Source organism: Streptomyces sp. NPDC020917 (genome assembly GCF_044333795.1).
GTDB lineage: Bacteria > Actinomycetota > Actinomycetes > Streptomycetales > Streptomycetaceae > Actinacidiphila.
Genome location: NZ_JBIRRR010000005.1, coordinates 425431 through 446061 on the forward strand (window position 1 = coordinate 425431; position 20631 = coordinate 446061).

The window sequence follows — 20631 nt, forward strand, 5'->3', positions numbered from 1 at the left end:
CTCTCCGGGCCCCCGGGCTCAGCCGGCGGGCGCGGCAGGGGGTGCGGGGTCCCCGTCCTGGGTGCGGAACTGCAGCCGGCCCTCGGCGGCGTCCACCGTCATGGTGCTGCCCTCGCCGACCTTGCCGTCGAGCAGCAGCCGCGACAGGTGGTTGTCCACCTCGCGCTGGATGGTGCGGCGCAGCGGCCGGGCGCCGTACTCGGGCTGGTAGCCACGCTGGGAGAGCCACTCCACGGCGGCGCCGGTGAACTCCACGGTGACGCCCTGCGCGTGCAGCAGCCGCCGGGTCCGCTCCAGCAGCAGGTCGGTGATCTGCCGCAGCTGCTCGGCGGTGAGCTGCCGGAAGACCACGATCTCGTCGATGCGGTTGAGGAACTCGGGCCGGAAGTGCTCCCGGAGCGGGCGGAGGATCTGCTCGCGCCGTGCCTCCTCGTCCGCGTCGGCGCCGCCCGCGCCGAAGCCGATGCCGGCGCCGCGCCGGGTGATGGCCTCGGAGCCGAGGTTGCTGGTCATCACGATGACGGTGTTGGTGAAGTCCACCGTGCGGCCCTGGGAGTCGGTCAGCCGGCCGTCGTCCAGCACCTGGAGCAGGATGTTGAAGACGTCGGGGTGCGCCTTCTCCACCTCGTCCAGCAGCAGCAGCGAGTACGGGTGGCGGCGCACCACCTCGGTGAGCTGGCCGGCCTCCTCGTGGCCGACGTACCCGGGCGGGGCGCCCACCAGCCGGCTGACGGTGTGGCGTTCCTGGTACTCGCTCATGTCCAGCCGGACCATGCGGTCCTCGCTGCCGAACAGCGCCTCGGCGAGCGCCCGGGCCAGCTCGGTCTTGCCGACGCCGGTCGGGCCGAGGAACAGGAAGCTGCCGATCGGGCGGTCGGGGCTGGCAAGGCCCGCCCGGGACCGCAGCACCGCGTCGGCGACGACGGTCACCGCCTCCTCCTGGCCCACCACCCGCTCGTGCAGCCGGTCCTCCAGGCCCAGCAGCCGTTCCTTCTCCTCCTCGGTGAGGCTGCTGACGGGGATGCCGGTCTGCCGGGACACCACCTCGGCGATGGCCTCCGCGGTGACCTCCAGGTGCTGGCCCTCGTCCGCCTCGTCCTCGCCGCCGGCCTCGGTGATCCGCTTGTTCAGCTCGGCGATGCGGTCGCGCAGCTTCGTGGCCTGCTCGTACTCCTCGCTGGCGACGGCCTGGTCCTTGTCGCGGGTCAGCCGCTCGGTCTCCCGCTCCAGCGCCCGCACGTCGGTGCCCCTGGTCCGTGCCTGCAGCTTGACCCGGGCGCCCGCCTGGTCGATGAGGTCGATGGCCTTGTCGGGCAGCCGCCGGTCGGTGAGGTACCGGTCGGACAGCTCGACCGCGGCCACCAGCGCCTCGTCGGTGTACCGCACCTGGTGGTGCGCCTCGTAGCGGTCGCGGAGCCCGCGCAGGATCTCCAGGGTGTCGGGGACGGTCGGCTCGGGCACCAGGATCGGCTGGAACCGCCGGGCGAGCGCCGCGTCCTTCTCGATCCGCCGGTACTCCTCCAGCGTCGTGGCGCCCACGATGTGCAGTTCGCCGCGGGCCAGGGCGGGCTTGAGGATGTTGGCCGCGTCCATCGAGCCGCCCTCGCCGCCCCCGCCGGCGCCGACGACGGTGTGCAGCTCGTCGATGAAGATGATCAGTTCGTCGGAGTGGGCGCGGATCTCCCCCACGATGCGGTTCAGCCGCTCCTCGAAGTCGCCGCGGTAGCGGGTGCCCGCGACCACGGAGCTCATGTCGAGCGCGACCACCCGGCGGCCGATGAGCACGTCGGGAACGTCGCCGTCGGCGATGTGCTGGGCCAGTCCCTCGACGACGGCGGTCTTGCCGACACCCGCGTCGCCGATCAGCACCGGGTTGTTCTTGCCGCGCCGGGACAGCACCTCGATGGTCTGCTCGATCTCCTGGTCGCGCCCGATCACCGGGTCGATGCGGCCGTCGCCGGCCAGCTCGGTCAGGTCGCGGCCGAAGCCGTCGAGGGTCGGGGTGGTGCTCGCCCGCTCGCGCTCGGCCCCGGCGGGAGCCGCCGCGTCCGGCCCCTCTGCGGGCAGGCGCCCGGCCTCGAAGCGGGCCGCGTTCAGGATGTGCCCGGCGGCGGAGTCGGGGTTGGCGGCCAGCGCGGTGAGCACGTGCTCGGGGCCGATGTACCCGGCGCCGCCGGCCCGCGCGACCTCGTGCGCGTCCAGCAGGGCGCGCTTGACGGCCGGGGTGAGGGAGAGCGCGGTCGGCGGCTGCTGCCCGTTGCCCTGCTGCGGCCGCACGGGCCCGGAGCGCGCGTCGATCTGCGAGGCGAGGGAGTCCGGGTCCGCGCCGGCCCTGCTGAGCAGGCTGCGGGTCGGTTCGAGGGCGAGCGCCGCGCGGAGCAGGTGCTCGGTGTCCAGGTCCCGGCTGCCGTGGTCACTGGCGTACTGGGCCGCGCCCTGGACCAGCTCCCGGGCCGGCTGGCTGAGCAGCCGGCCGATGTCGACCTGCCGCGGGCCCTGGCGCGGGCCGCCGAAGAAACGGGCGAAGAAGTCGCCGAAGGGGTCGTCCTCCGGGCCGGTGAAGCCATTGGTCATCGTTCCGTCCGTCCCTTCCCTTGCGCCGCTGCCCTGGCTGACGGCCGGCCCGCCGGGATGGCCCGCGCGAGCCGCGCACGACGGTGCGGGTGCCCGTCCGGGCCAGGAATATGCGGATTCGTCCCAGAGGGACGCGGCGGTACCCGTCGTGGCAGGCCGGGGCCGCCCTCGCCCGGGAAGGCGCTCGCTCCGCAAGGGCGCCGCCTCCGCGCCGCCGTCACCCGCGGCGCGGGGATGCCCGCCGCCCTGATCGCCGCCGCGCCGCTTGCCCGGGGGTACGCCCGGCCCGTCACGGTGCGTGACGGGCCGGCAGCGGTGTTCCCGCCGGCGGACCTCGCCCGCGCCGGGCGCGGTCAGCGGATGGCGGGCACCCACGAGCCGTGGAGGCCGAGCGGGACCCGCGCGGGCAGGTGGATGCGCGCCAGGGGCGGGCCGGTGAAGTCCTGGGCGGACAGGATCACCAGGTCGGCCGCCCCGCGGTCGGGGTTGTGGACGTACGCCATGGCGTATCCGTCGTCCTCCGCGCCCGCGCCGCGGGAGCCGTCGCGCGGGACGAACACGGCCTCTCCGGCGGGCGAGTTCCGCGGGAAGCCGTGTACCTCGGTGGTGCCGCGCAGCAGGTCGTGCTTGAGGAGGGCGTTGCCGAACGCGGTGTCCGGCGGCACCCCGTCGACCGTCTCGTAGGCGCGCCACATGTCGGCGGCCGTCGCGGTGTAGGCGTAGCGGTGGCGGCGCGAGACCAGGTCCTCGCGCACCCGCGGGAACTCCTGCGGGCGGTCGTCGATCCGCCGGGTGCGCAGCCGGCCGCGCTCCAGGTCGATCGTGCAGCGCTCAAGGAACGGCGTGCCGACCGACGAGGGCCCGTCGGCGCCGCGGCCGGCCGCGAAGAACGGCGTGGGCATGCCCGCGTAGTCGACGATCAGGTGGTGGCCGTCGTCATAGGCGTTGAGGGTGTGCGAGTAGTACGTGCGCGGGTCGGCCTCGAACCACCGGACGGGACCGCCCGCCCGCGGCATCACGCCGATCCGCGCCGGGTGCCGGTCGTTCCAGGTGTAGGGCACCAGCGCGCCGGCCTGGGCGGCGGCCGCGTCGAAGACGACGGGCGTGTCGAAGATGACCACGTACCGCTCGGTGAGCGCGAAGTCGTGCATCATCGGGCTGTCCGCGACCGGGACGCGGGTGGTGCGGGCGACCTTGCCGGACCGGTCGACGACCAGGTGCCGCACGTGGTCCCACGTCGGGTAGTAGGTGACCGCGTGCAGCTCGTCCGCGGCCGCGTCGTACTTGGTGTGCGCGGTGTAGGCGCCGCTCAGCGACCCGCCGAAGTCGTACGGCCCGAGGGTGTTCAGCTCCTCGTCCAGCTCGTACGGCATCGGGCCGCTCTCCTGCAGGGCCAGCACGCGGCCCTTGTAGCCGATGACGTGGGTGTTGTTCGCGAAGTCATTGTCCGGCACCTGCCACGGGTAGGGCTCGCCGAGCCTCGCGGCCACGCCCGCCGACCTGATCCAGCGGTTGCGGTACCACTCGGCGCGGCCGTCGCGCACCCGCACGCCGTGCACCATGCCCTCGCCGAGCATCCAGTGGTGCGCCCGCGGGTCCTCAAGGCCGAGGACGTTCGGGCCGGTCCGCAGGTAACGGCCGTTCAGTTCACGGGGGATGCGGCCGGTCACCGGCAGGTCGAAGGCCGTCACCTCCTCGCCGACCGGCGCGAAGTTGCCCGCCAGGAAGGGATACCGGTCGCTGCCGCTCACCTTTCGCCCCCTTCCGCCGGCCGCGGCGGCGGCCGTGCCCGCGCCCGGCCCCAGCACTCCGTGCAGGGTGGCCAGCCCGCCGGCCGCCGCCACCGCGCCGCTGCGCAGCATGTCCCGTCGCGTGAACCCGCCCATGGTCGCACTCCCCGTCAAGTTCGCTCCGCCCCGCGCCCTCCGCGGTGCCTCCACGACCTTCCCGCGCGGCGCGGGCCCGGGTCACTGCGGCCAGCACCCATCCCGCGGGCCGGAACCTTCCTTCCCAGGGGTGCGGAAAAGTGGAGTACCGCGGGCCGACAGCAGGGCGTCCGCCCGGCTGGATGCCGGGCGGACGCGGTGGCCGGACGGATGATCGGGCGGGCCGCCCGCCAGCCGATGTGACGGGGTGTCAGGACCGGCTGCCGGTCACCCCGCGCAGGTCAGCTTGGGCTCCGCCCAGTCGCCGTGGTCGTAGGCGTTGCCGTCGCCGGCGTCGCCCACGACGAGGTCGAGGGTCTGCACGCCGGTGAGGTCCGCGCTGATCTGCTGGGCCGGGTCATGGCCGCGGATCGTGCCCGTCGCGGCGAGGGACTTGCCGTCGCCGAGCACGCTGAAGGTCATGGATCCGTTGCCGCCCGCGTCGTCGTCGTTGCCGACCGTGGCGGTGAACTTCGAGCAGTTGCCGCCGAGGTAGATCGTCACGTCGCTGACGGAGTTGGTGCCCAGGCCCTTGGGGTAGACGGTGCCGTTGATGGTCAGCGGGGTGCCGTCGCCGGCGTTGGTGCCGCCCACGGACTGGTCGCGCTCGACCGGGCCCCAGCCGTTGGTGGAGGTGACGAAGTCGAGGTCGCTGACGTCGTTGACCCCTGACGGCGGGGGCGGGTTGACCACCTGGACCTGGGCGTCCTGCCGCAGCACCTGGGCCACGCCCTGCTGGGCGAAGGTGGCCGTGGCGGTGAGCACCGGCTTGGAGGCCGCGCCGGTCGGCGCGGTCAGCTGCCAGACCGCCGTGGCGCTGTGCCCCGGCTGGACGGACCCGAACACCTGGGCCATGGAGTCGTAGACGAACCCGGCGGGCGCGTCGAGGGTCATGTTGACGCCGTCCGCGGGCTTGCCCTGCTTCGGGACGGACACGGTGGTGGTGACGGTGAGCTGCTTGCCGCGCTGCACGGTGGACGGCGACGGGGTCACGGTCAGGGCTGCGGCGGGCCCGGCGTGCCGGACCGGGGTGAAGGACAGGTTGTCGAACTGGTCGGTGTCGTAGGAGGTCAGGCCCAGCCCGCCCAGGCCGGCGGAGTAGCTGCCGTCGCTGACCGTGCCGAGCTCCCTGCCGTCGACGGACGCGGTGATCGAGGGGCCGTCGAAGGACAGTGCGAGGGTGTGCCAGGTGCCGGTGCCCAGCGGCGTGGTGGCGGACCGCATCAGCGCGGTGCGCTTGCCGTCGGCGTCGCTCTTGAGGATGCTCCATGCGCCGGTGTCGCTGATCTGGAAGAAGTAGCCCTGCTGGTGCGACTGGGGCCGGTTCTGGGTGCCGGCCCGGCCGATCAGCTCCAGCGTTCCCGGCTTGGCCAGTTCGGCGTCGGTCTGCAGGGTGTAGTCGCTCCAGGTGGTGTCGCCGACGAGCGTGAACAGGTCGGAGTCGTCCTGCCATTCGATGGGCTTGACCGGCGCCATCTGCTGCAGGCACATCCCGCGGCGTCCCGCCGCGCAGGGCTGCACCTCGAACGAACCCTGCATGTCGGACAGGTACCGGGCCTCGGTGCCGGCGGCGTCGCCGTCGAACGAGTCGCGGTACGGGAGCGCGAGGGCGTGCGCGGCCGGCGCGCTGGCGGTGCCCTTGCCCTGACCGGAGGTCGTGGTGACCGTGTAGACGTGGCCGGGCTGCATCGTCAGGGAGTAACTGCCGTCCGCCGCAGGGGTGATGTCCTGGCCGCGGACGAACGACGTCGCGGGGTCGGGGGTGTTGACGTCGGTCGACCAGACGTGGACGGTCCCGGTGGACAGCCCGCCCTTGACCTGGACGTTCACGGTCTGCGGGGCGGTGGCGGTGGTGGTCTCCAGCACCGTCGAGTAGTCCGACCCGTTGGGTGACTTGAGCGTCACGTAGCTGCCGTTGGACTCGCTGCCGCCGAGGTAGCCGGAGGCGGAGTCGACGAACGTCCAGCCGGGCTGGGCGAACTGGGTGACCTGGGCGGTGGCCCAGGTACTGGCGCCGATCGTGTAGTTGCCGGACCAGGGCGAGTTCGCGGTGGCCAGGCCCACGGTGCCGTACGGCAGGTTGGGGTAGATCGCGGCGATCAGCGGCCAGTTGAAGTAGCTGGTCATCTTGGCGTCGAGGTAGCCGCGGGTGATGGCGCGGATGAGGGCGGGCGCGCCGGTGTTCATGTCCTGCGAGCCGTTCTCGCTGTCCCACAGCGGTTTGCCGCTGTTCTTCGCGGTGGTGGTGCTGGAGCAGGTGTGGGCGTTGCCGCCGTCACCGCCCTCGCACGAGTAGTGGGTGCCGATGATCGACACGGCGTCGTTGAACGCCGGGTCCTTGGCCATGTCGTCCGCGACGCCCCATCCGCTGTCGTCCGCGACGAGCTGGATGTCGCGGTAGCCGTGGGCGTCGAGGGCCGCGCGCAGCTGCACGAACCAGTCGGCGTCGTGGCCGCGTTCGTTCCAGCCGCCGAGGTAGCTGATGTCCAGGCCGTGCTGCTTGGCGCAGCCGAGCCAGGAGATCAGGTAGTCGATCGTGTCGGTGGACCAGAACCCGCCGTTGATCCATCCCGGCGCGGCCCAGGCCAGCCCGTACAACTTGATGCCGGGGTTGCGCGCCTTGGCCTGCTCGGCGAGCCAGAACTCGTAGCCCGCGTCGCAGTTGACCGTGCCGCGCGCATGCTCGATCGACGGTTCTGAGCCATCGGTGGAGTTGGCGTCCCCGCCGATCTCCAGCTTGAGCAGCTGAAGGTTCGCGCCGTACCCGGGCTTGAACAGGTAGTCCAGGATCTGGGCCTGCTGGGCGGCCGGATAGTCGCGCAGCAGCCGGGAGTTGCCGCCACCGCCGCTGATCGCCCCGATCCCGTCGAAGGTCCGGCCGCCCTGGGATCCGTCGACGACCACCGAGGTGTCCGGCGCGGCGTGGGCGGGCGTGCTGCCCACGGCCAGCAGGGCCGCGAGGAGCGCGAGGATCCACATCGGGGCGAATCTTCGGACCGCGAGGATTGCTGTGGGCATGCGTGGGCCACCCTTCGTCGCTCGGGAAAGACGGCCGTCAGTGTGACGTCGTGTTTGATTCCGGGTCAATGGCCGTACAAGACCAACATGATTGAACAGAATTGAAAACCGACATCCCTGCCCCACTCCACCGGAATCGTCCACTCGGCCCCTGAAAAACCGCTCCCGGTCATCCTGTGCAAAGCCTTGACATCGTTGTCCTGAGCGACTGTCATGTGACCCGTTTCGTTTGGATGCGTGCGAAGTTGTTGATCCATGGCCGTGACACCGAGGGGACACCGATGGGACGACGATGGCAACGGGCGCGGCGGGCGGTCGCCTTCGCCGCGGTGGCGGCGCTGGCCGGCGGCGGGCTGGCCGTCGCGGCGGCGGCACCGTCCGCGGCCGAGCAGGACACCGCGGACAGCTGGACGGTCGCAGGCCCTCCCGGCTCCCAACTGACCGCGGAACTGGGCCTCGACGCCGGCGGCGACCTGCGCCTCGCGGTCGACCGCGGCGGCTCCCCCGTGCTCCTCCCGGGCCGGTTGGGCATCCGCACCGACCAGCACGACCTGACGACCGGGCTGCACTTCACCGGGCGCAAGGACCGCACGGTCCACGAGAACTACCGGATGACCACGGGCAAGCAGCTCCAGCGCTCGGCCACCATGCGGGAGGCCACGCTCTCCTTCACCGGCGCGGACGGCGCCCGGCTCGGCGTGGTCGTGCGGGTGTCCGCCGACGGCGTCGCCTACCGGTACCAGCTGGACGACCCCGGCCAGGTGACGGTGGAGCAGGAGGCGTCGACGTTCGAGGTGCCCACCGACGCCAAGGCGTGGGTGCAGCCGTATCAGCCCAGTTACGAGACCGAGCGGACCGAGACCACCGCGGGCGGGGCGAACGCGGCGCAGCCCGCCACCTGCAGCGGCGACACCTGCTCGTTCGGCTACCCGACACTGTTCGACGTCGGCGGCACGTACGTGCTGCTCACCGAGGCCGACGTGGACGGCCGGTACTCGGGCAGCCACCTCGACCACCAGGCCGGCAGCTCGTCGTACCACGTGGCCCTGGCCGACGGCGCCGCGGTGACCGCGCCCGGGCCGCTCGCGACGCCGTGGCGGACCGCGATCGTCGGCTCCCTCAACACGCTGGTCGGGTCGACCCTGGTGGACGACCTGGCGCCGCCGTCGAAGGTCAAGGACACCTCGTGGATCAGGCCGGGCGTCGACGACTGGTCGTGGCTGAGCGACGGCAACAGCCCCGGGAACTACGCCCGGCAGCGGGACTTCGTCGACTACGCGGCGGCCCACGGGCTGGAGTACACGCTGGTCGACGCCGGCTGGCAGGCGAGCTGGGTGCCGGAGCTCGTCCGCTACGCGCGGGCCCGCGGCGTGGACGTGCTGCTGTGGTTCGACTGGAACGACCTGAGGACCCAGGCGCAGCGCGACGCCTGGCTGCCGAAGGTCAAGGCGTGGGGCGTGGCCGGGGTCAAGGTCGACTACATGTACTCCGACGCGCAGTCGACGTTCCAGTGGTACGACGCGATCCTGCACGACACCGCCAGGCTCAAGCTCATGATCGACTTCCACGGCGCCACCATCCCGCGCGGCCTCCAGCGCACCTGGCCGCAGGTGATGGGCGTGGAGGGGGTGCGCGGTGAGGAGAACGGGCAGAACGCGACGCGCGACATCTTCCTCGCCTTCACCCGCAACGTCGTCGGGTCGATGGACTACACCCCGACCTGGTTCTCCCGGCCGAACCGGCAGGACACGGCGGCGCGGGAACTGGCGCTGCCCGTCGTCTTCGAGTCCGGCTGGACGAGCCTGGGCGACAAGCCGGAGGGCTTCGCGACCCAGCCGCTCGCCGAGGACTACCTGGAGCAGCTGCCCACCGCCTGGGACGAGACGCACCTGGTGTCCGGCGGGCCCGGGCAGCAGCCGGCCGGCGACCGGCAGGTCGTCATGGCACGGCGCAGCGGTGACCGGTGGTTCGTCGGCGGGATCCTGGCCGGGTCCGGCGACACCATGAAGGCGCCGCTGGGCTTCCTGGGCAAGGGGCCGTGGCTGCTGGAGACCGTCGAGGACGGCGACGGCGGGCAGTTGCAGCGCAGCGTGCGCACGGTGACCTCCGCGGACACCCTCACCGTGGCCGCGGCGGCCAACGGCGGGTTCGCCGCGCTCGCCTGCCCGGCGGTCAAGGGCCGCACCGACTGCGACGAGAAGGTCGTCACCGCCCCCGAAACCACCCTGACCCTGGACCCGGCGACCACCACCGCGGGCCCGGGCGCGGGCGTGGGGATCGACGCGCGCTTCGAGCTGCCGCAGGGCGACGCGCTGCGCCAGGTGCGGATGACGGTGGACCGCGGCCGGCTCCCCGCGGGCTGGACCGTGACCGGCCCGGAGGTGTCCGGCGGTTCGCTGCCGGCCGGGCAGGTGCTGAGCGGCCACTGGACGGTGACGGTCGGCAAGGACCAGCCGGGCGGCACCGTGGAGGTGCCGGTGTGGGCGGAGTACGCCAACCCCGCGGGGAACGGCGCCCCTCCGGTCCACGTCGAGCAGGTCGTCCGGGTGTCGATCCCGCTGCACGGCACGGTCTACGCCAGCGACCAGCCGTTCCTCACCGAGACCAACGGCTGGGGCCCGGTCGAGCGCGACCTGTCCAACGGCGAGACCGGCGCGCAGGACGGCAAGCCGCTGACCATCGACGGCACGGTGTACGCCAAGGGCCTCGGGATGAACGCGGACGCCCGGGTGGACATCGACGTCCAGGGCCGCTGCACGCGGTTCGAGGCGCACGTCGGGGTCGACGACGAGGTCGGCGGGAAGGGCAGCGTCACGTTCACCGTGATCGGTGACGGGCGCCAGCTGGCGGCCAGCGGCGTGGTGCTCGGCGGCCAGCCGGCCGTCGAGCTGACCGCCGACGTGACCGGCGTCCACACGCTGGGCCTGGTGGTCGGCGACGGCGGCGACGGCAAGAACTTCGACCACGCGGACTGGGGGCTGGCGCAGCTCACCTGCGCCGACTGACACCGCACCCGCACGGCGGCCGGGCTCCTCATCAAGGGGCCCGGCCGCAGCCGTGTGCGGCAGAAGCGGGCGGGCGCGCCCGGCCGCGGCCCGAACTGGCGTGCGTCATGGGGCGGTTCGGGGGCAGCCGACCGGTGAGGGCGCGACAGCGCGCCCGACCCGAGCGCCGGCCCTGCGCCGGCCACCCCAAGGAGGCATTCGCCATGCTGGCAGCCGTGGGCGCCGTCATCCTCGCCATCGCCTATCTCCTCAACGTCACGAGCACGCACACCGACGCGGCCTTCACGCCGTTCAGCCTGCTGGTCGCCGGGGCGTTCTTCGTCGCCCTGCACCTGGCCGGGTTCGGCTGGTCCACTTCGGGGTCCAGCAGACGGCGCTGGCGCCGCTGAGTCCCTGCGGGACCGACGCCCGAACCGAGGAAGGCCGCCGCGGAACGGCGCGACGGCAGCGATCCCTGCCCGGGCCCGCGCCGGACGGGCCCGCCCTGCCGGTCGTGCGCCGGGACCGCCGGCCGTCCACGGGTCCGGCGGCGGCGCCGCGTTTCGCCGTGGACGCGCCGGGCAGCCGACACAGAGGACCGCAAGCCGCCGGCGGCTCGTGTGCGTCCTGCGCGACGGGTCGCCCCCTGGGCGGCACGACCCGTTCGAGAGGCATGACCATGGCAGCGAACGACCTGAAGGGCCGCAGCGTCCTCGCGATCGTCAGCACCTACGGCGTGGAGCAGGACGAACTCCTGGTTCCCGTCGGCCATCTGCGGGACAACGGCGCCACCGTCGATGTGGCGGCCACCGCCGACGAGCCGGTGCGGACGCTGGTCGGCGACAAGGATCCGGGCAAGACGGTGCAGCCGGACACGACGCTGGACGAGGTGGAGCCGTCCGGCTACGACCTGCTGCTCATCCCCGGCGGCACGCTCAACGCCGACACCCTGCGGCAGGACGGCAGGGCCGTGGCGGCCGTCGAGTCCTTCGCGATGACCGAGCGTCCGGTCGCGGCGATCTGCCACGGCCTGTGGACCGTGGTCGAGGCGGGGGCCGCGCGCGGCAAGATGCTGACGTCCTACCCCTCGCTGCGGACCGACATCCGCAACGCGGGCGGCGACTGGGTGGACCAGCCGGTCGTCTCCGACAGCTCCGGGGGCTGGACGCTGATCACCTCGCGCCGGCCGGCCGATCTGGACGACTTCCTCCGCGAGACGGAGAAGGCACTGGTCACGGCGCCGTGACCGAGCGCCGCGGCTGGCGCGCCGCTCCGCGCCGGATGTTCCGGATCCGCACGGCCGGAGCCCAGCGCCCGGCCGTCAGCGGAACAGCGCCCCGGAACGAGTGAGTTCGAGGACGCGGACGACGGCCGGCGACATCCGCACGACCGCGAGCGGCACCCCCAGCCCCCGCGCCTGCGCGCGCAGACGCAGCAGGACGTTCATCCCCGAGCAGTCGAAGAACCTCACGCCCGACAGGTCGAGGTCCAGGCCGCCGGGCGCGGAGGAGAGGGTGTCCTGCAGGACGTGCTGGAGCATCCCGGCGCAGCCGAGGTCGACCTCCCCGATCACGGTGGCGCGTGTGCGTGCGCCGGCCTCGGTGAGCCGCACCTGCAGTCCGGAGTGCAGATCCCGGACCACGCGGACGGGAGGAGGTGTGTGCTGCTGAGCAGCGGCGGAGTCGTGGCGTGCGCTCGCGGCAAGGGCACGCTCGATGCGGATCATCACACCGCTCCCCTCGATGGCGGACAGGTGCGTCCAGGATGCGCACCCGGAAGGAACCCGTCAAGGAATACACGAAAAACAATTCGCGTGTGTGCTGTCCGGAATCAGGCGTCGTACGATGTCGGCCATGGACGATGCCGAACTCCCCCGGACGGGATGGACATTCCTGACCAATCACGCGCGCGTCCTGGCTGCCATCGCCCGCGATCCCGGCGTCCGCGTCCGCGACATCGCCGCGCGGTGCCTGCTCACCGAACGCGCCGTGCAGAAGATCATCGCCGATCTCGAGGCCGACGGTTACCTGACGCACACCAGGAACGGCCGCTCCAACCGCTACCAGATTCCCGAGGGCACGGTGCTGCGGCACCCCGCGGACGCCGGCCCGACCGTGGCGGACCTGCTGTCCCTGCTGTCGGTGCACCAGGGCGGCAACGCGGTCCGGGACGAGCAGCCGCCGGACCGCCCGGCCGGCTGACGCCGGCCCGGCTGCCCGCTCGGCCGGTCCCGTCCCGGTTCCGCGGCCGTGCGGCTACCGCGCGCCGCTCGGCGCCGCCGCTCCGCCCCGGGCCCGGCCGCCGCGCCCCACGGAGAGGTGCAGGCCGAGCGCGGCCGTCACCAGCACTGGGGGCAGCAGGACGGCGCCGTCGTGGGCCCACCGGAAGAGGGCCCCCGTCGCTGCCGCGCCGGCGATCAGCAGGAGCACCACGACCGCGTTGCGCACCGGGGCGCGCCCCTCGGTGACCAGGCCGGCGATGATCGACGTGACCATGCCGGTCAGATACGCCGTGGTGGCCTCGCTCCCCGCCGCCACCCGCAGTCCCGCGTTCTGGCAGCCCATGGCCGCGGCGGACAGGAACAGCAGGGTGTCGCGCTCCGCGCCGTCCGGTCCGGTGTGCCAGGCCAGCCAGCCCGCGGCCACCAGCCACAGCAGCAGGCACTCCAGCGCCAGCACGCCGCCCATGCCCGCCGCGGGCAGGCGCCCCCGGCCGCCCGCCGCCAGGCTTCCCACGACCGCGCCGCACACGTAGGCCAGCAGGGCCAGCGCCACCGGCCGGGCGGCGCCGAACTGGGCGGCGCCCAGATGGAGGCCGACGGCCGCGGAGTTGGCGGTGACCACGCTGGTGAACACGCCGCCGAGCGCGAGGAAGCCGAAGGCGTTCACGCTTCCGGCCGCGAGCGACAGCAGGCCGCGGGTCCACCCGGGCCCGCCCCTGCGGGACGTCGGCACGCGGGCTATCCGGACGCCTGGTCGGCGGGGGTGCCCAGCCGGCCGCGTTCGGCGAGCCGGAAGAGGAGGATCGCGGAGGGCAGGATCAGCGCGCCGGCGACGATGGCCACGGCGACCAGCACCCAGAGCACCGAGTGCGGCGCGGCGGCGGCGTCGATGGAGAGATGGGTGCCCAGCAGGTAGGGGTACTGGGCCACGCCCCACCCCAGGACGACGAGCGCGACGGCGGCGCCCGCCGTCTCGCGCAGCCCGAGCGGCCTGCGGACGGGCCGTGCCAGCACGATGACGCTGGCCACCCCGCCGGCGGCCGCGAGGATCACCAGGGGCAGCGCGCGGTGGCTGAGCTCGTGGAACAGGCGGGGGGCGTCGCTGCGCAGGACGAAGATGCCACCGATGCTGACCGCGCCGGTGACGAGGGCCGCGGCCAGGCCCCGCACCCGGAAGTACTCCGCCAGCGCCGGGTCGCCCGCCCGCACGGCCGCGACGCACAGGTAGACCGCCGCCAGGTAGGCGCACACCAGGACGGCGAGGACACCGCCGAGCGCGGACGTGGGGTTGAGCCAGCTCGTGATCGCGTCGCCCTTGCCCTGCGTGGGCACGCGGCCGGACGCGATACCGCCGGTGACGGCGCCGAAGCAGAACGGGGTGAGCAGCGAGCACAGCGCGAACGCGGCGCCGTACAGGCGCTGTTCTGGCGTGCGGATCGACGCGTGACGGAAGGCGAACCCGGCCCCGCGCAGCACGATGCCGAGCGCGGCGATGCCCAGGGGGAGGTAGAGGGTGGTGGTGATGGCCTCGAAGGCGGTGGGGAAGCCGGTCCACAGCATGACGAGGCAGTAGATCAGCCAGGTGTGGTTGGCCTCCCACACCGGGCTGAGCGAGGCGTCGACGAGCGCGCGGGGCGCCCGGCCGCGTTCGGCGCCGCCGGCGGTCAGGTCCCAGAAGCCCGCGCCGAAGTCGGCCCCGCCGAGCAGGCTGTAGGCGACGACGCCGATGAACAGGAACACGGCGACCAGTTCGGGCATCAGGCTCCCGCTTCCTGCGGCGCACCGGCGGTCTCGCCGCGCGGCCCGTAGGGGACGTCCACGCTGTCGCCGCCCTCGGTGCGCCAGCGTCTCTTCATGGAGATGAGGACGGCGCCGGCGGTCAGGCCGACGGCGACGTAGATGGCGAGGACCGCGGCGAACCAGGCCCAGAGGTTGCCACGGGTGGCCACCGCGTCCCTGGTGAGCAGGTGCCCCACCACGATCCACGGCTGCCGGCCGACCTCGGTGACGATCCATCCGGTCTCCAGGCAGGCGACCGCGGCGAGCCCGCTGAGCGCGCTCGCCCGCAGGAACCAGCGCGCGCCGGTGATCGGCCGGTGCCGCCACAGCAGCCAGGCGTACCAGACGGCGAGCAGGAGCAGCAGGAACGACAGACCCACCATGACGTCGAACGCCAGGTGGACGGTGTTCACCTCCTGGTCGGAGGGCCGGTACTGGGCGGGGATGGCGTCCAGGCCCTTGATCCGGGTGTTGACGCTGAAGCCGGCCAGCAGCGACGCGCCGTCGGGGATGCGCAGCCCGTAGCGGATCTTCCCGTTGACGAGCACGCCGCCCAGCGTCTCGGGCACGTGGGTGCCGGTGGTGGGCAGCAGTTCCACGGCGGAGAACTTCGGGGACTCGGCGTCGTACACGTACCGGGCGATGGTGTCGCCCATGACGATCTGGAACGGCACGGCCACCGCGGCCGTCACGAAGCCGATGGTGAAGCCCATCCGGTGGTAGCGGGAGGTGCGTCCCCGCAGCATGCCGACGGCGTAGACGCTGGCCACGCAGAACCCGGCCACGATGTACGCGGCGAGCAGCATGTGGAACAGCTCGTACCAGAAGGCCCCGTTGAAGAAGACCCTGCCGGGACTGACCGTGTCCACCTGCCCGTTGCGCAGGGTGAAGCCGGCGGGCTGGTTCATCCAGCTGTTGGCGGCGATCACCGCCGCGGCCCCGCCGATGCTGGACAGCGAGACGACGACCCCGGTCCAGAAGTGCGGCCAGGGGCGCAGCCGCTTCCAGCCGTAGATGTAGATCGAGACGAAGATCGCCTCGAGGAAGAAGAACAGTCCCTCGATGGCGAACGGGAAGCCGAACGCGGCGCCGTAACGGCCCATCATGCGGGGCCAGAGGATGCCGAGCTCGAAGGTGAGGACGGTGCCGGTGATCGCGCCCACCGCGAACAGCACGGCGGCGACCTTGGACCAGCGCCGGGCCAGCAGCATCGCCTGCTCGTCGCCGTGCTTCAGGCCGCGGTAGTTCGCCACCAGCATCAGCGAGGTCAGCGCCACGCCGAAGGGGACCAGGATGATGTGGAACCCCAGGGTGAACGCCATCTGCTGCCGGGCGGGGAGCAATTGGGAGGGATCGCCGGCCGCCGCCAGTCCGCCGTGCGGCACGGACGGCGCCAGGTGCGCGGCGAGTGCGGGCAGCGCGGAGAGTGCGGCGGTCATCGGTGGCAGCACTCCCCCGCGCCGACGCCGGGCCAGGTCGCGACGGCCCGCCGGCCTCGCTGCACGTCCATCCGCCGCACCCACCCTGAGGATGACCCAATGTGATTGAGTTGGCACTCTACGTCACAGAGGGGAACGAGTGCGGTACCGACGCCACCGACCCTGTCCGGCGAGCGGGTGCGGTGCCCGCGCGCAGCGCGGCGGGAGGGGCGGACGCGTTTGCGCGGGAGGCCGGTGAACCCGCCACTTTCTTGCGCGATACGCAAGGAAGTATGCGTCTCGGACAGAGTCTACCTACGGTCGTCGGCAGAGCCCGGCTTCGGGTCCCCTCCTGCGAACGAAAGGGCGCGTCTCATGGCCGCGACACCGACGACCTCCACTCCGACGACTCCCCAGCCGACCGCCTCGACCGGGGCGGACGCTCCGGCGTACGACGCGCTGCCCGACGGCACCGTGGACGCCGTGGTGATCGGCGGCGGAGCCGCCGGCCTCAACGGCGCGCTGATGCTGGCCCGTTCGCGCCGGAAGGTCGTCGTCATCGACAGCGGCACGCCGCGCAACGCCCCGGCCGACGGCGTGCACGGCCTGCTGGGCCTGGACGGCACGCCGCCGGCCGAACTGCTGGCGCGCGGCCGCGCGGAGGTGCGCCACTACGGCGGGCGGGTCGTGGCCGGCGAGGTGGCGTCCGCCGTCCCGGCCGACCCTTCGGCCGAGGGCGACCCGCGCTTCACGGTCACGCTGACCGGCGGCGGGACCGTGCGGGCGCGCCGTCTGCTGGTGGCGACCGGCCTGCGGGACGTCCTGCCGGACATCCCGGGCCTGGCCGGGCACTGGGGGCACGGCGTGGTGCACTGCCCCTACTGCCACGGCTGGGAGGTGCGCGACGAGCCGATCGGCGTCCTGGCCACCAGCCCGGGCTCCGTCCACCACGCGCTGCTGTTCAGCCAGTTGACCGACGACCTGGTCTACTTCACCCGCGGCACCGAACTGGACGCCGAGACACGCGAGCGCTTCGCCGCCCGCGGGATCCTCGTCGTCGACGGCCCGGTCGGCGAGGTCGTCACCGCGGAGAACGGCGAGATCGAGGGCGTGCGGCTCACGGACGGCCGGCTGGTCGCGCGGCGCGTGCTCGCGGTCGCCACCTCCCTGCAGGCCCGCACCTCCGGGCTTGCGGACCTCGCACTGCCGATGGAGGACCTGCCGGGCGGGATCGGCCGGCGCTTCGTGACCGGCACGGCCGGCACCACCGACGTCCCCGGTGTCTGGGTGGCGGGCAACGCAACGGACCCGATGGCGCAGGTCGGCGCCTCCGCGGCGGCCGGCGCCCTGGCCGGGGCGCACATGAACGCGGACCTGGCCACCGCCGACACCGACGCGGCTCTCGCCGCCACCCGGCGCGCACCCGCACCCGCCTGAGAGGCCGTCGGCGCGGGGGTCGCTCACGCGCCGGCGGGGCCGTCCAGCAGCAGGCCCATGGAGTACTCGCCCACGCGGCGCCCCGGCAGGTCCGTCCTCGCACATGCCGGCCGGATCGTGGCCCGGCGACCGCATCCTGAACGCGGCCTCCCGCGGCGGGGTGTTTGGCGGCGGCAGCCACGGGCACGCGCCCGGACGAGGTGACGTCATGAGCCGACCGCGCGTAGTGATCGTCGGAGCCGGGTTCGCCGGCTACCAGGCGGCCCGCCGCCTCTCCCGCCGGGAGAAGGACCAGGTCGAGGTCGTCCTGATCAGCCCCGAGGACTACTTCCTGTACGTCCCGCTGCTGCCCGAAGTGGCCACCGGCGTGCTCGAGGCGCGCCGGATCACCGTGCCGCTGGCGGGGACGCTGCCGGAAGTCCGGATGGTGCTGGGAACCGTCGACGCGGTGGACCTCGACCGGCGGCAGGTCGGCTTCACCGACCCGGAGGGCCGGCGTGGCGACATCGGCTACGACCGGCTGCTCCTCGCCGCCGGCAGCGTCAACAAGCTGCTGCCCATCCCCGGCGTCACGGAGCACGCCCACGGCTTCCGCACCCTGCCCGAGGCGCTGTACCTGCGCGACCACGTCACGCGGCAGATCGAGCTGGCGGACACCGCCTCCGACGCCGCCGAGGCCACCGCCCGCTGCACGTTCGTCGTCGTGGGCGCCGGCTACACGGGCACCGAAGTCGCCGCGCACGGCGTGCTGTTCACCCGCGCCCTCGCCCGGCAGCACCCCCGGCTGGAGCGTGCCGGCATCCGGCCGCGCTGGCTGCTGCTGGACGTGGCGGACCGGGTGCTGCCCGAACTCGGCGAGCGGCTGTCCGCCGACGCCGACCGGGTGCTGCGCCAGCGCGGTGTTGCGGTGCGGACGGGCATGTCCGTGGCGGAGGCCGGCCACGACGGTGTACGGCTGACCGACGACACCTTCGTCCGGACCCGGTCGCTCATCTGGTGCGTCGGGGTGCGCCCCGACCCGCTCGTCGCGGACGTCGGCCTCGAGACGGTCCAGGGCCGCCTCGCCGTGGACTCCTACCTGAACGTGCCCGGCAGGCCCGAGGTGTTCGCCGCGGGCGACGCGGCAGCGGTGCCGGACCTGACGCACCCCGGGGCCATCACGCCGATGACGGCCCAGCACGCCACCCGGCACGGCGCCGCGGCGGCCCGCAACATCGCCGCCTCGCTCGGCCACGGCGAGCGGCGCCCCTACCGCCACCGCGACCTGGGCTTCGCCGTCGACCTCGGTGGCCTGCAGGCCACCGCCGACCCGCTGCACGTCCCGCTGTCCGGACCGCTCGCCAAGGCCGTCACCAGCGGCTACCACCTGCTCTCCCTCCCCGGCAACCGCGTCCGCGTCACGGCCGACTGGCTCCTCGACGCCATGCTCCCCCGCCAAGCCGCCCAACTCGGCCTGGTCCGCGGCCACGCCGTCCCCCTCGAACACGCCAGCCCCCACCCCTAGAGCCAACGCCGTTCAGTTAGGCGTGGGTGCTGTTGGTCAAGGCTGGTGAACGAGGCAGCGGAGCTGCTGTAGAAGAGGTTTGTCCTCCAAGACATCCTCACTACAGGAGCTCCGCTGTTGGAACAGGCTGCCATAACCAGGATGATCGGGGTAGCGGGCGGGGTGTTTGCGCCGGGGCATATCGGTGAGCTGACCCGGATCGTGCCGTTCGAGATGGTCGACGAGGTGCTGGCGGCCACGGGTGCGGTGCAGCGCAGGGTCCGGCTGGTGCCGGCTCGGGTCACGGTGTACTTGCTGCTGGCCGCAGCACTCTTCAACGAGCTGGGCTACCGGCAGGTTTTCGACCGCTTGTGTGCCGGGCTGGCCGACTTGCCGCTGCTGCGGCCCAGTGGCAGTGCTCTTCGCCAGGCCCGGCAGCGGCTGGGCCCGGCACCGATGAAAGCGCTGTTCGACCTGGTCAGCGGTCCGGCGGCCACGAATGCTGCGGCCGGGAGGTGGCGGGGGTTGAGGGTGGTCGCGGTCGACGGCACTTTGCTGCCGGTCTCGGACTGTCCTGCCAACCTGGCGGTGTTCACCCGGCAGCGGCTGGGCAACGGGATCTCGGGCTACCCGCAGCTGCGGTTGGCCGCACTGGTTGCCTGCGGGACCCGGTCGGTGATCGCGGCCGTGTTCGGTCCGGCCACGACCGGTGAGCTGGAGTACGCCCGCCGCCTGTCGGAAAACCTGCGGGCCGGGATGCTGCTGCTGGGCGACCGGAACTTCGCTGCCGCAGCACTGCTGAACCAGCTGGCCGCCACCGGTGCCGATCTGCTGGTGCGCTGCAAATCCGGGCGGAACCTGCCCCCCGTGGCCCGCTGCTGCGACGGTTCGGTACTGGCCCGAGTCGGCGCGCTGACCGTGCGCGTCATCGATGCCGAGATCACCATCCGCACCGCCCAGGGCACCCGCACCGGCCACTACCGGCTGCTGACCACTCTCACCGACCCCGCAACCCACCCGGCCGGTGAACTCATCCGGCTTTACCACGAGCGCTGGGAGATCGAGACCGCCTACGCGGAGTTGAAGTCCACGATGCTGGGCGGACGCGTCCTGCGGGCCCGCACCCCGGACGGCATCGAGCAGGAAGTCTGGGCCCTGCTGACCGCCTACCAGGCGTTACGCACCGCGATGACCGACGCCACCGACAGTGTCCCGGGCACCGACCCGGACCGGGCCGGATTCACCACCGCACTGTCCTGCGCCCGCGACCAGCTCGTCCTGGCCGCCGGCGTGATCACCGGCACCACCATCGACCTGGTCGGGACCATCGGCCGTCACGTCCTGGCACACCTCCTGCCCCAACGGCGGATCCGCACCAAAGACCGCATCGTCAAACGCGCAATCTCCAAATACAACGCCCGCGGACCCGCCATCGACCGCACCACCTACAAGGCCACCATCAGCATCAACATGCTCACAGCCAACCCTTGACGCAGCCCAGCCCGCCCTAACTGAACGGCGTTGCCCCTAGAGCCCCCAACCCGCAATCCCCCACCGGCCTCCCCGCGGCCGACGAGACCTCGGGAGGGGGTGGGGAGGAGGGGTCCCCGCAGGAACTGTGCATCCCCCCGGCCCACCCAAAGGAAGGGGCCGCACGCACAGTTCCGAGGAGACCCGTCCGGACGGCCCCCGACCCCACAACCGTGCGGCACGCCCCCAGGGGCGCGGGGAACTGCGCGACCAGCCACGACGGCGCGGCAGACGGCAACGCACCCCCAGGGGGCAGAACGGG

At 73.1% G+C, this 20631-nt stretch carries 14 protein-coding genes; 7 read left to right on the forward strand and 7 right to left on the reverse strand.

The features are described 5' to 3' along the window. Window positions 1-18 precede the first annotated feature (18 nt). The 3 genes from ACH4TG_RS14190 to ACH4TG_RS14200 form a co-directional block, all read right to left on the reverse strand. Window positions 19-2574 (reverse strand): ATP-dependent Clp protease ATP-binding subunit, encoded by a 2556-nt coding sequence (locus tag ACH4TG_RS14190; RefSeq protein WP_398242497.1) that lies wholly within the window; start codon window positions 2572-2574, stop codon window positions 19-21. A gap of 353 nt (window positions 2575-2927) precedes the next feature. Then, on the reverse strand, window positions 2928-4460 hold the full coding sequence (locus tag ACH4TG_RS14195; protein WP_398242498.1) for a carotenoid oxygenase family protein: 1533 nt from the start codon (window positions 4458-4460) through the stop codon (window positions 2928-2930). Window positions 4461-4727: 267 nt separating this feature from the next. Further along, window positions 4728-7517, reverse strand: coding sequence for an NPCBM/NEW2 domain-containing protein (locus ACH4TG_RS14200; protein ID WP_398242499.1), 2790 nt, complete (start codon window positions 7515-7517; stop codon window positions 4728-4730). A gap of 281 nt (window positions 7518-7798) precedes the next feature. Between ACH4TG_RS14200 and ACH4TG_RS14205 the strand changes: the two genes are divergently transcribed. The 3 genes from ACH4TG_RS14205 to ACH4TG_RS14215 all read left to right on the forward strand — a co-directional run bounded on the left by ACH4TG_RS14205 (window position 7799) and on the right by ACH4TG_RS14215 (window position 11747). Next, window positions 7799-10522, forward strand: coding sequence for a glycoside hydrolase family 97 catalytic domain-containing protein (locus tag ACH4TG_RS14205; protein WP_398242500.1), 2724 nt, complete (start codon window positions 7799-7801; stop codon window positions 10520-10522). Window positions 10523-10725: 203 nt separating this feature from the next. Further along, on the forward strand, window positions 10726-10911 hold the full coding sequence (locus tag ACH4TG_RS14210; RefSeq protein ID WP_398242501.1) for a hypothetical protein: 186 nt from the start codon (window positions 10726-10728) through the stop codon (window positions 10909-10911). 269 nt (window positions 10912-11180) lie between these two features. Then, window positions 11181-11747, forward strand: coding sequence for a DJ-1/PfpI/YhbO family deglycase/protease (locus tag ACH4TG_RS14215; RefSeq protein ID WP_398242502.1), 567 nt, complete (start codon window positions 11181-11183; stop codon window positions 11745-11747). 75 nt (window positions 11748-11822) lie between these two features. On the opposite strand, the gene ACH4TG_RS14220 is transcribed toward ACH4TG_RS14215, so the two are convergent. Beyond that, entirely contained in the window at window positions 11823-12227 is a 405-nt protein-coding gene (locus ACH4TG_RS14220) for an STAS domain-containing protein (RefSeq protein WP_398242503.1), read from the reverse strand. Between the two features lie 127 nt (window positions 12228-12354). On the opposite strand from ACH4TG_RS14220, the gene ACH4TG_RS14225 reads away from it, so the two are divergent. Further along, window positions 12355-12702 carry a helix-turn-helix transcriptional regulator gene (locus tag ACH4TG_RS14225; protein WP_398242504.1) on the forward strand — a complete coding sequence of 116 codons (348 nt, stop codon included), beginning with the start codon at window positions 12355-12357 and terminating at the stop codon, window positions 12700-12702. Between the two features lie 54 nt (window positions 12703-12756). Here the strand turns inward: ACH4TG_RS14225 and ACH4TG_RS14230 are convergent, their stop codons facing one another. The 3 genes from ACH4TG_RS14230 to ACH4TG_RS14240 are packed head-to-tail and all read right to left on the reverse strand — an operon-like array spanning window position 12757 to window position 15940. Beyond that, window positions 12757-13455 (reverse strand): YoaK family protein, encoded by a 699-nt coding sequence (locus tag ACH4TG_RS14230; RefSeq protein WP_398242505.1) that lies wholly within the window; start codon window positions 13453-13455, stop codon window positions 12757-12759. Between the two features lie 5 nt (window positions 13456-13460). Then, the gene (locus ACH4TG_RS14235) at window positions 13461-14480 is read right to left on the reverse strand and encodes a cytochrome d ubiquinol oxidase subunit II (RefSeq protein WP_398242506.1); all 1020 of its coding nucleotides are present in this window, start codon (window positions 14478-14480) and stop codon (window positions 13461-13463) included. Further along, complete coding sequence (locus ACH4TG_RS14240; protein ID WP_398242507.1) at window positions 14480-15940, reverse strand: cytochrome ubiquinol oxidase subunit I; 1461 nt, start codon at window positions 15938-15940, stop codon at window positions 14480-14482. Before ACH4TG_RS14240 ends, ACH4TG_RS14235 begins: the two co-directional genes overlap by 1 nt. A 354-nt stretch (window positions 15941-16294) precedes the next feature. Here ACH4TG_RS14240 and ACH4TG_RS14245 point away from each other — a divergent pair, with 354 nt between their 5' ends. The 3 genes from ACH4TG_RS14245 (at window position 16295) to ACH4TG_RS14255 (ending at window position 20330) form a co-directional block, all read left to right on the forward strand. Beyond that, window positions 16295-17356: an NAD(P)/FAD-dependent oxidoreductase gene (locus ACH4TG_RS14245; protein WP_398242508.1), complete on the forward strand. Its 1062-nt coding sequence runs from the start codon at window positions 16295-16297 to the stop codon at window positions 17354-17356. Between the two features lie 208 nt (window positions 17357-17564). Beyond that, complete coding sequence (locus tag ACH4TG_RS14250) at window positions 17565-18860, forward strand: NAD(P)/FAD-dependent oxidoreductase (RefSeq protein ID WP_398242509.1); 1296 nt, start codon at window positions 17565-17567, stop codon at window positions 18858-18860. A 117-nt stretch (window positions 18861-18977) separates the two neighbouring features. Beyond that, a complete protein-coding gene (locus tag ACH4TG_RS14255; RefSeq protein WP_398242510.1) occupies window positions 18978-20330 on the forward strand; it encodes an IS4 family transposase in 1353 nt (450 codons plus the stop codon). Window positions 20331-20631: the final 301 nt, after the last annotated feature.

What these genes read in the sequence shown, in the direction of transcription:
- ACH4TG_RS14190 (WP_398242497.1), bottom strand. Translation starts at nt 2,574, where the DNA reads ATGACCAATGGCTTCACCGGCCCGGAGGACGACCCCTTCGGCGACTTC.
- ACH4TG_RS14195 (WP_398242498.1), bottom strand. Translation starts at nt 4,460, where the DNA reads ATGGGCGGGTTCACGCGACGGGACATGCTGCGCAGCGGCGCGGTGGCG.
- ACH4TG_RS14200 (WP_398242499.1), bottom strand. Translation starts at nt 7,517, where the DNA reads ATGCCCACAGCAATCCTCGCGGTCCGAAGATTCGCCCCGATGTGGATC.
- ACH4TG_RS14205 (WP_398242500.1), top strand. Translation starts at nt 7,799, where the DNA reads ATGGGACGACGATGGCAACGGGCGCGGCGGGCGGTCGCCTTCGCCGCG.
- ACH4TG_RS14210 (WP_398242501.1), top strand. Translation starts at nt 10,726, where the DNA reads ATGCTGGCAGCCGTGGGCGCCGTCATCCTCGCCATCGCCTATCTCCTC.
- ACH4TG_RS14215 (WP_398242502.1), top strand. Translation starts at nt 11,181, where the DNA reads ATGGCAGCGAACGACCTGAAGGGCCGCAGCGTCCTCGCGATCGTCAGC.
- ACH4TG_RS14220 (WP_398242503.1), bottom strand. Translation starts at nt 12,227, where the DNA reads ATGATCCGCATCGAGCGTGCCCTTGCCGCGAGCGCACGCCACGACTCC.
- ACH4TG_RS14225 (WP_398242504.1), top strand. Translation starts at nt 12,355, where the DNA reads ATGGACGATGCCGAACTCCCCCGGACGGGATGGACATTCCTGACCAAT.
- ACH4TG_RS14235 (WP_398242506.1), bottom strand. Translation starts at nt 14,480, where the DNA reads ATGCCCGAACTGGTCGCCGTGTTCCTGTTCATCGGCGTCGTCGCCTAC.
- ACH4TG_RS14240 (WP_398242507.1), bottom strand. Translation starts at nt 15,940, where the DNA reads ATGACCGCCGCACTCTCCGCGCTGCCCGCACTCGCCGCGCACCTGGCG.
- ACH4TG_RS14245 (WP_398242508.1), top strand. Translation starts at nt 16,295, where the DNA reads ATGGCCGCGACACCGACGACCTCCACTCCGACGACTCCCCAGCCGACC.
- ACH4TG_RS14250 (WP_398242509.1), top strand. Translation starts at nt 17,565, where the DNA reads ATGAGCCGACCGCGCGTAGTGATCGTCGGAGCCGGGTTCGCCGGCTAC.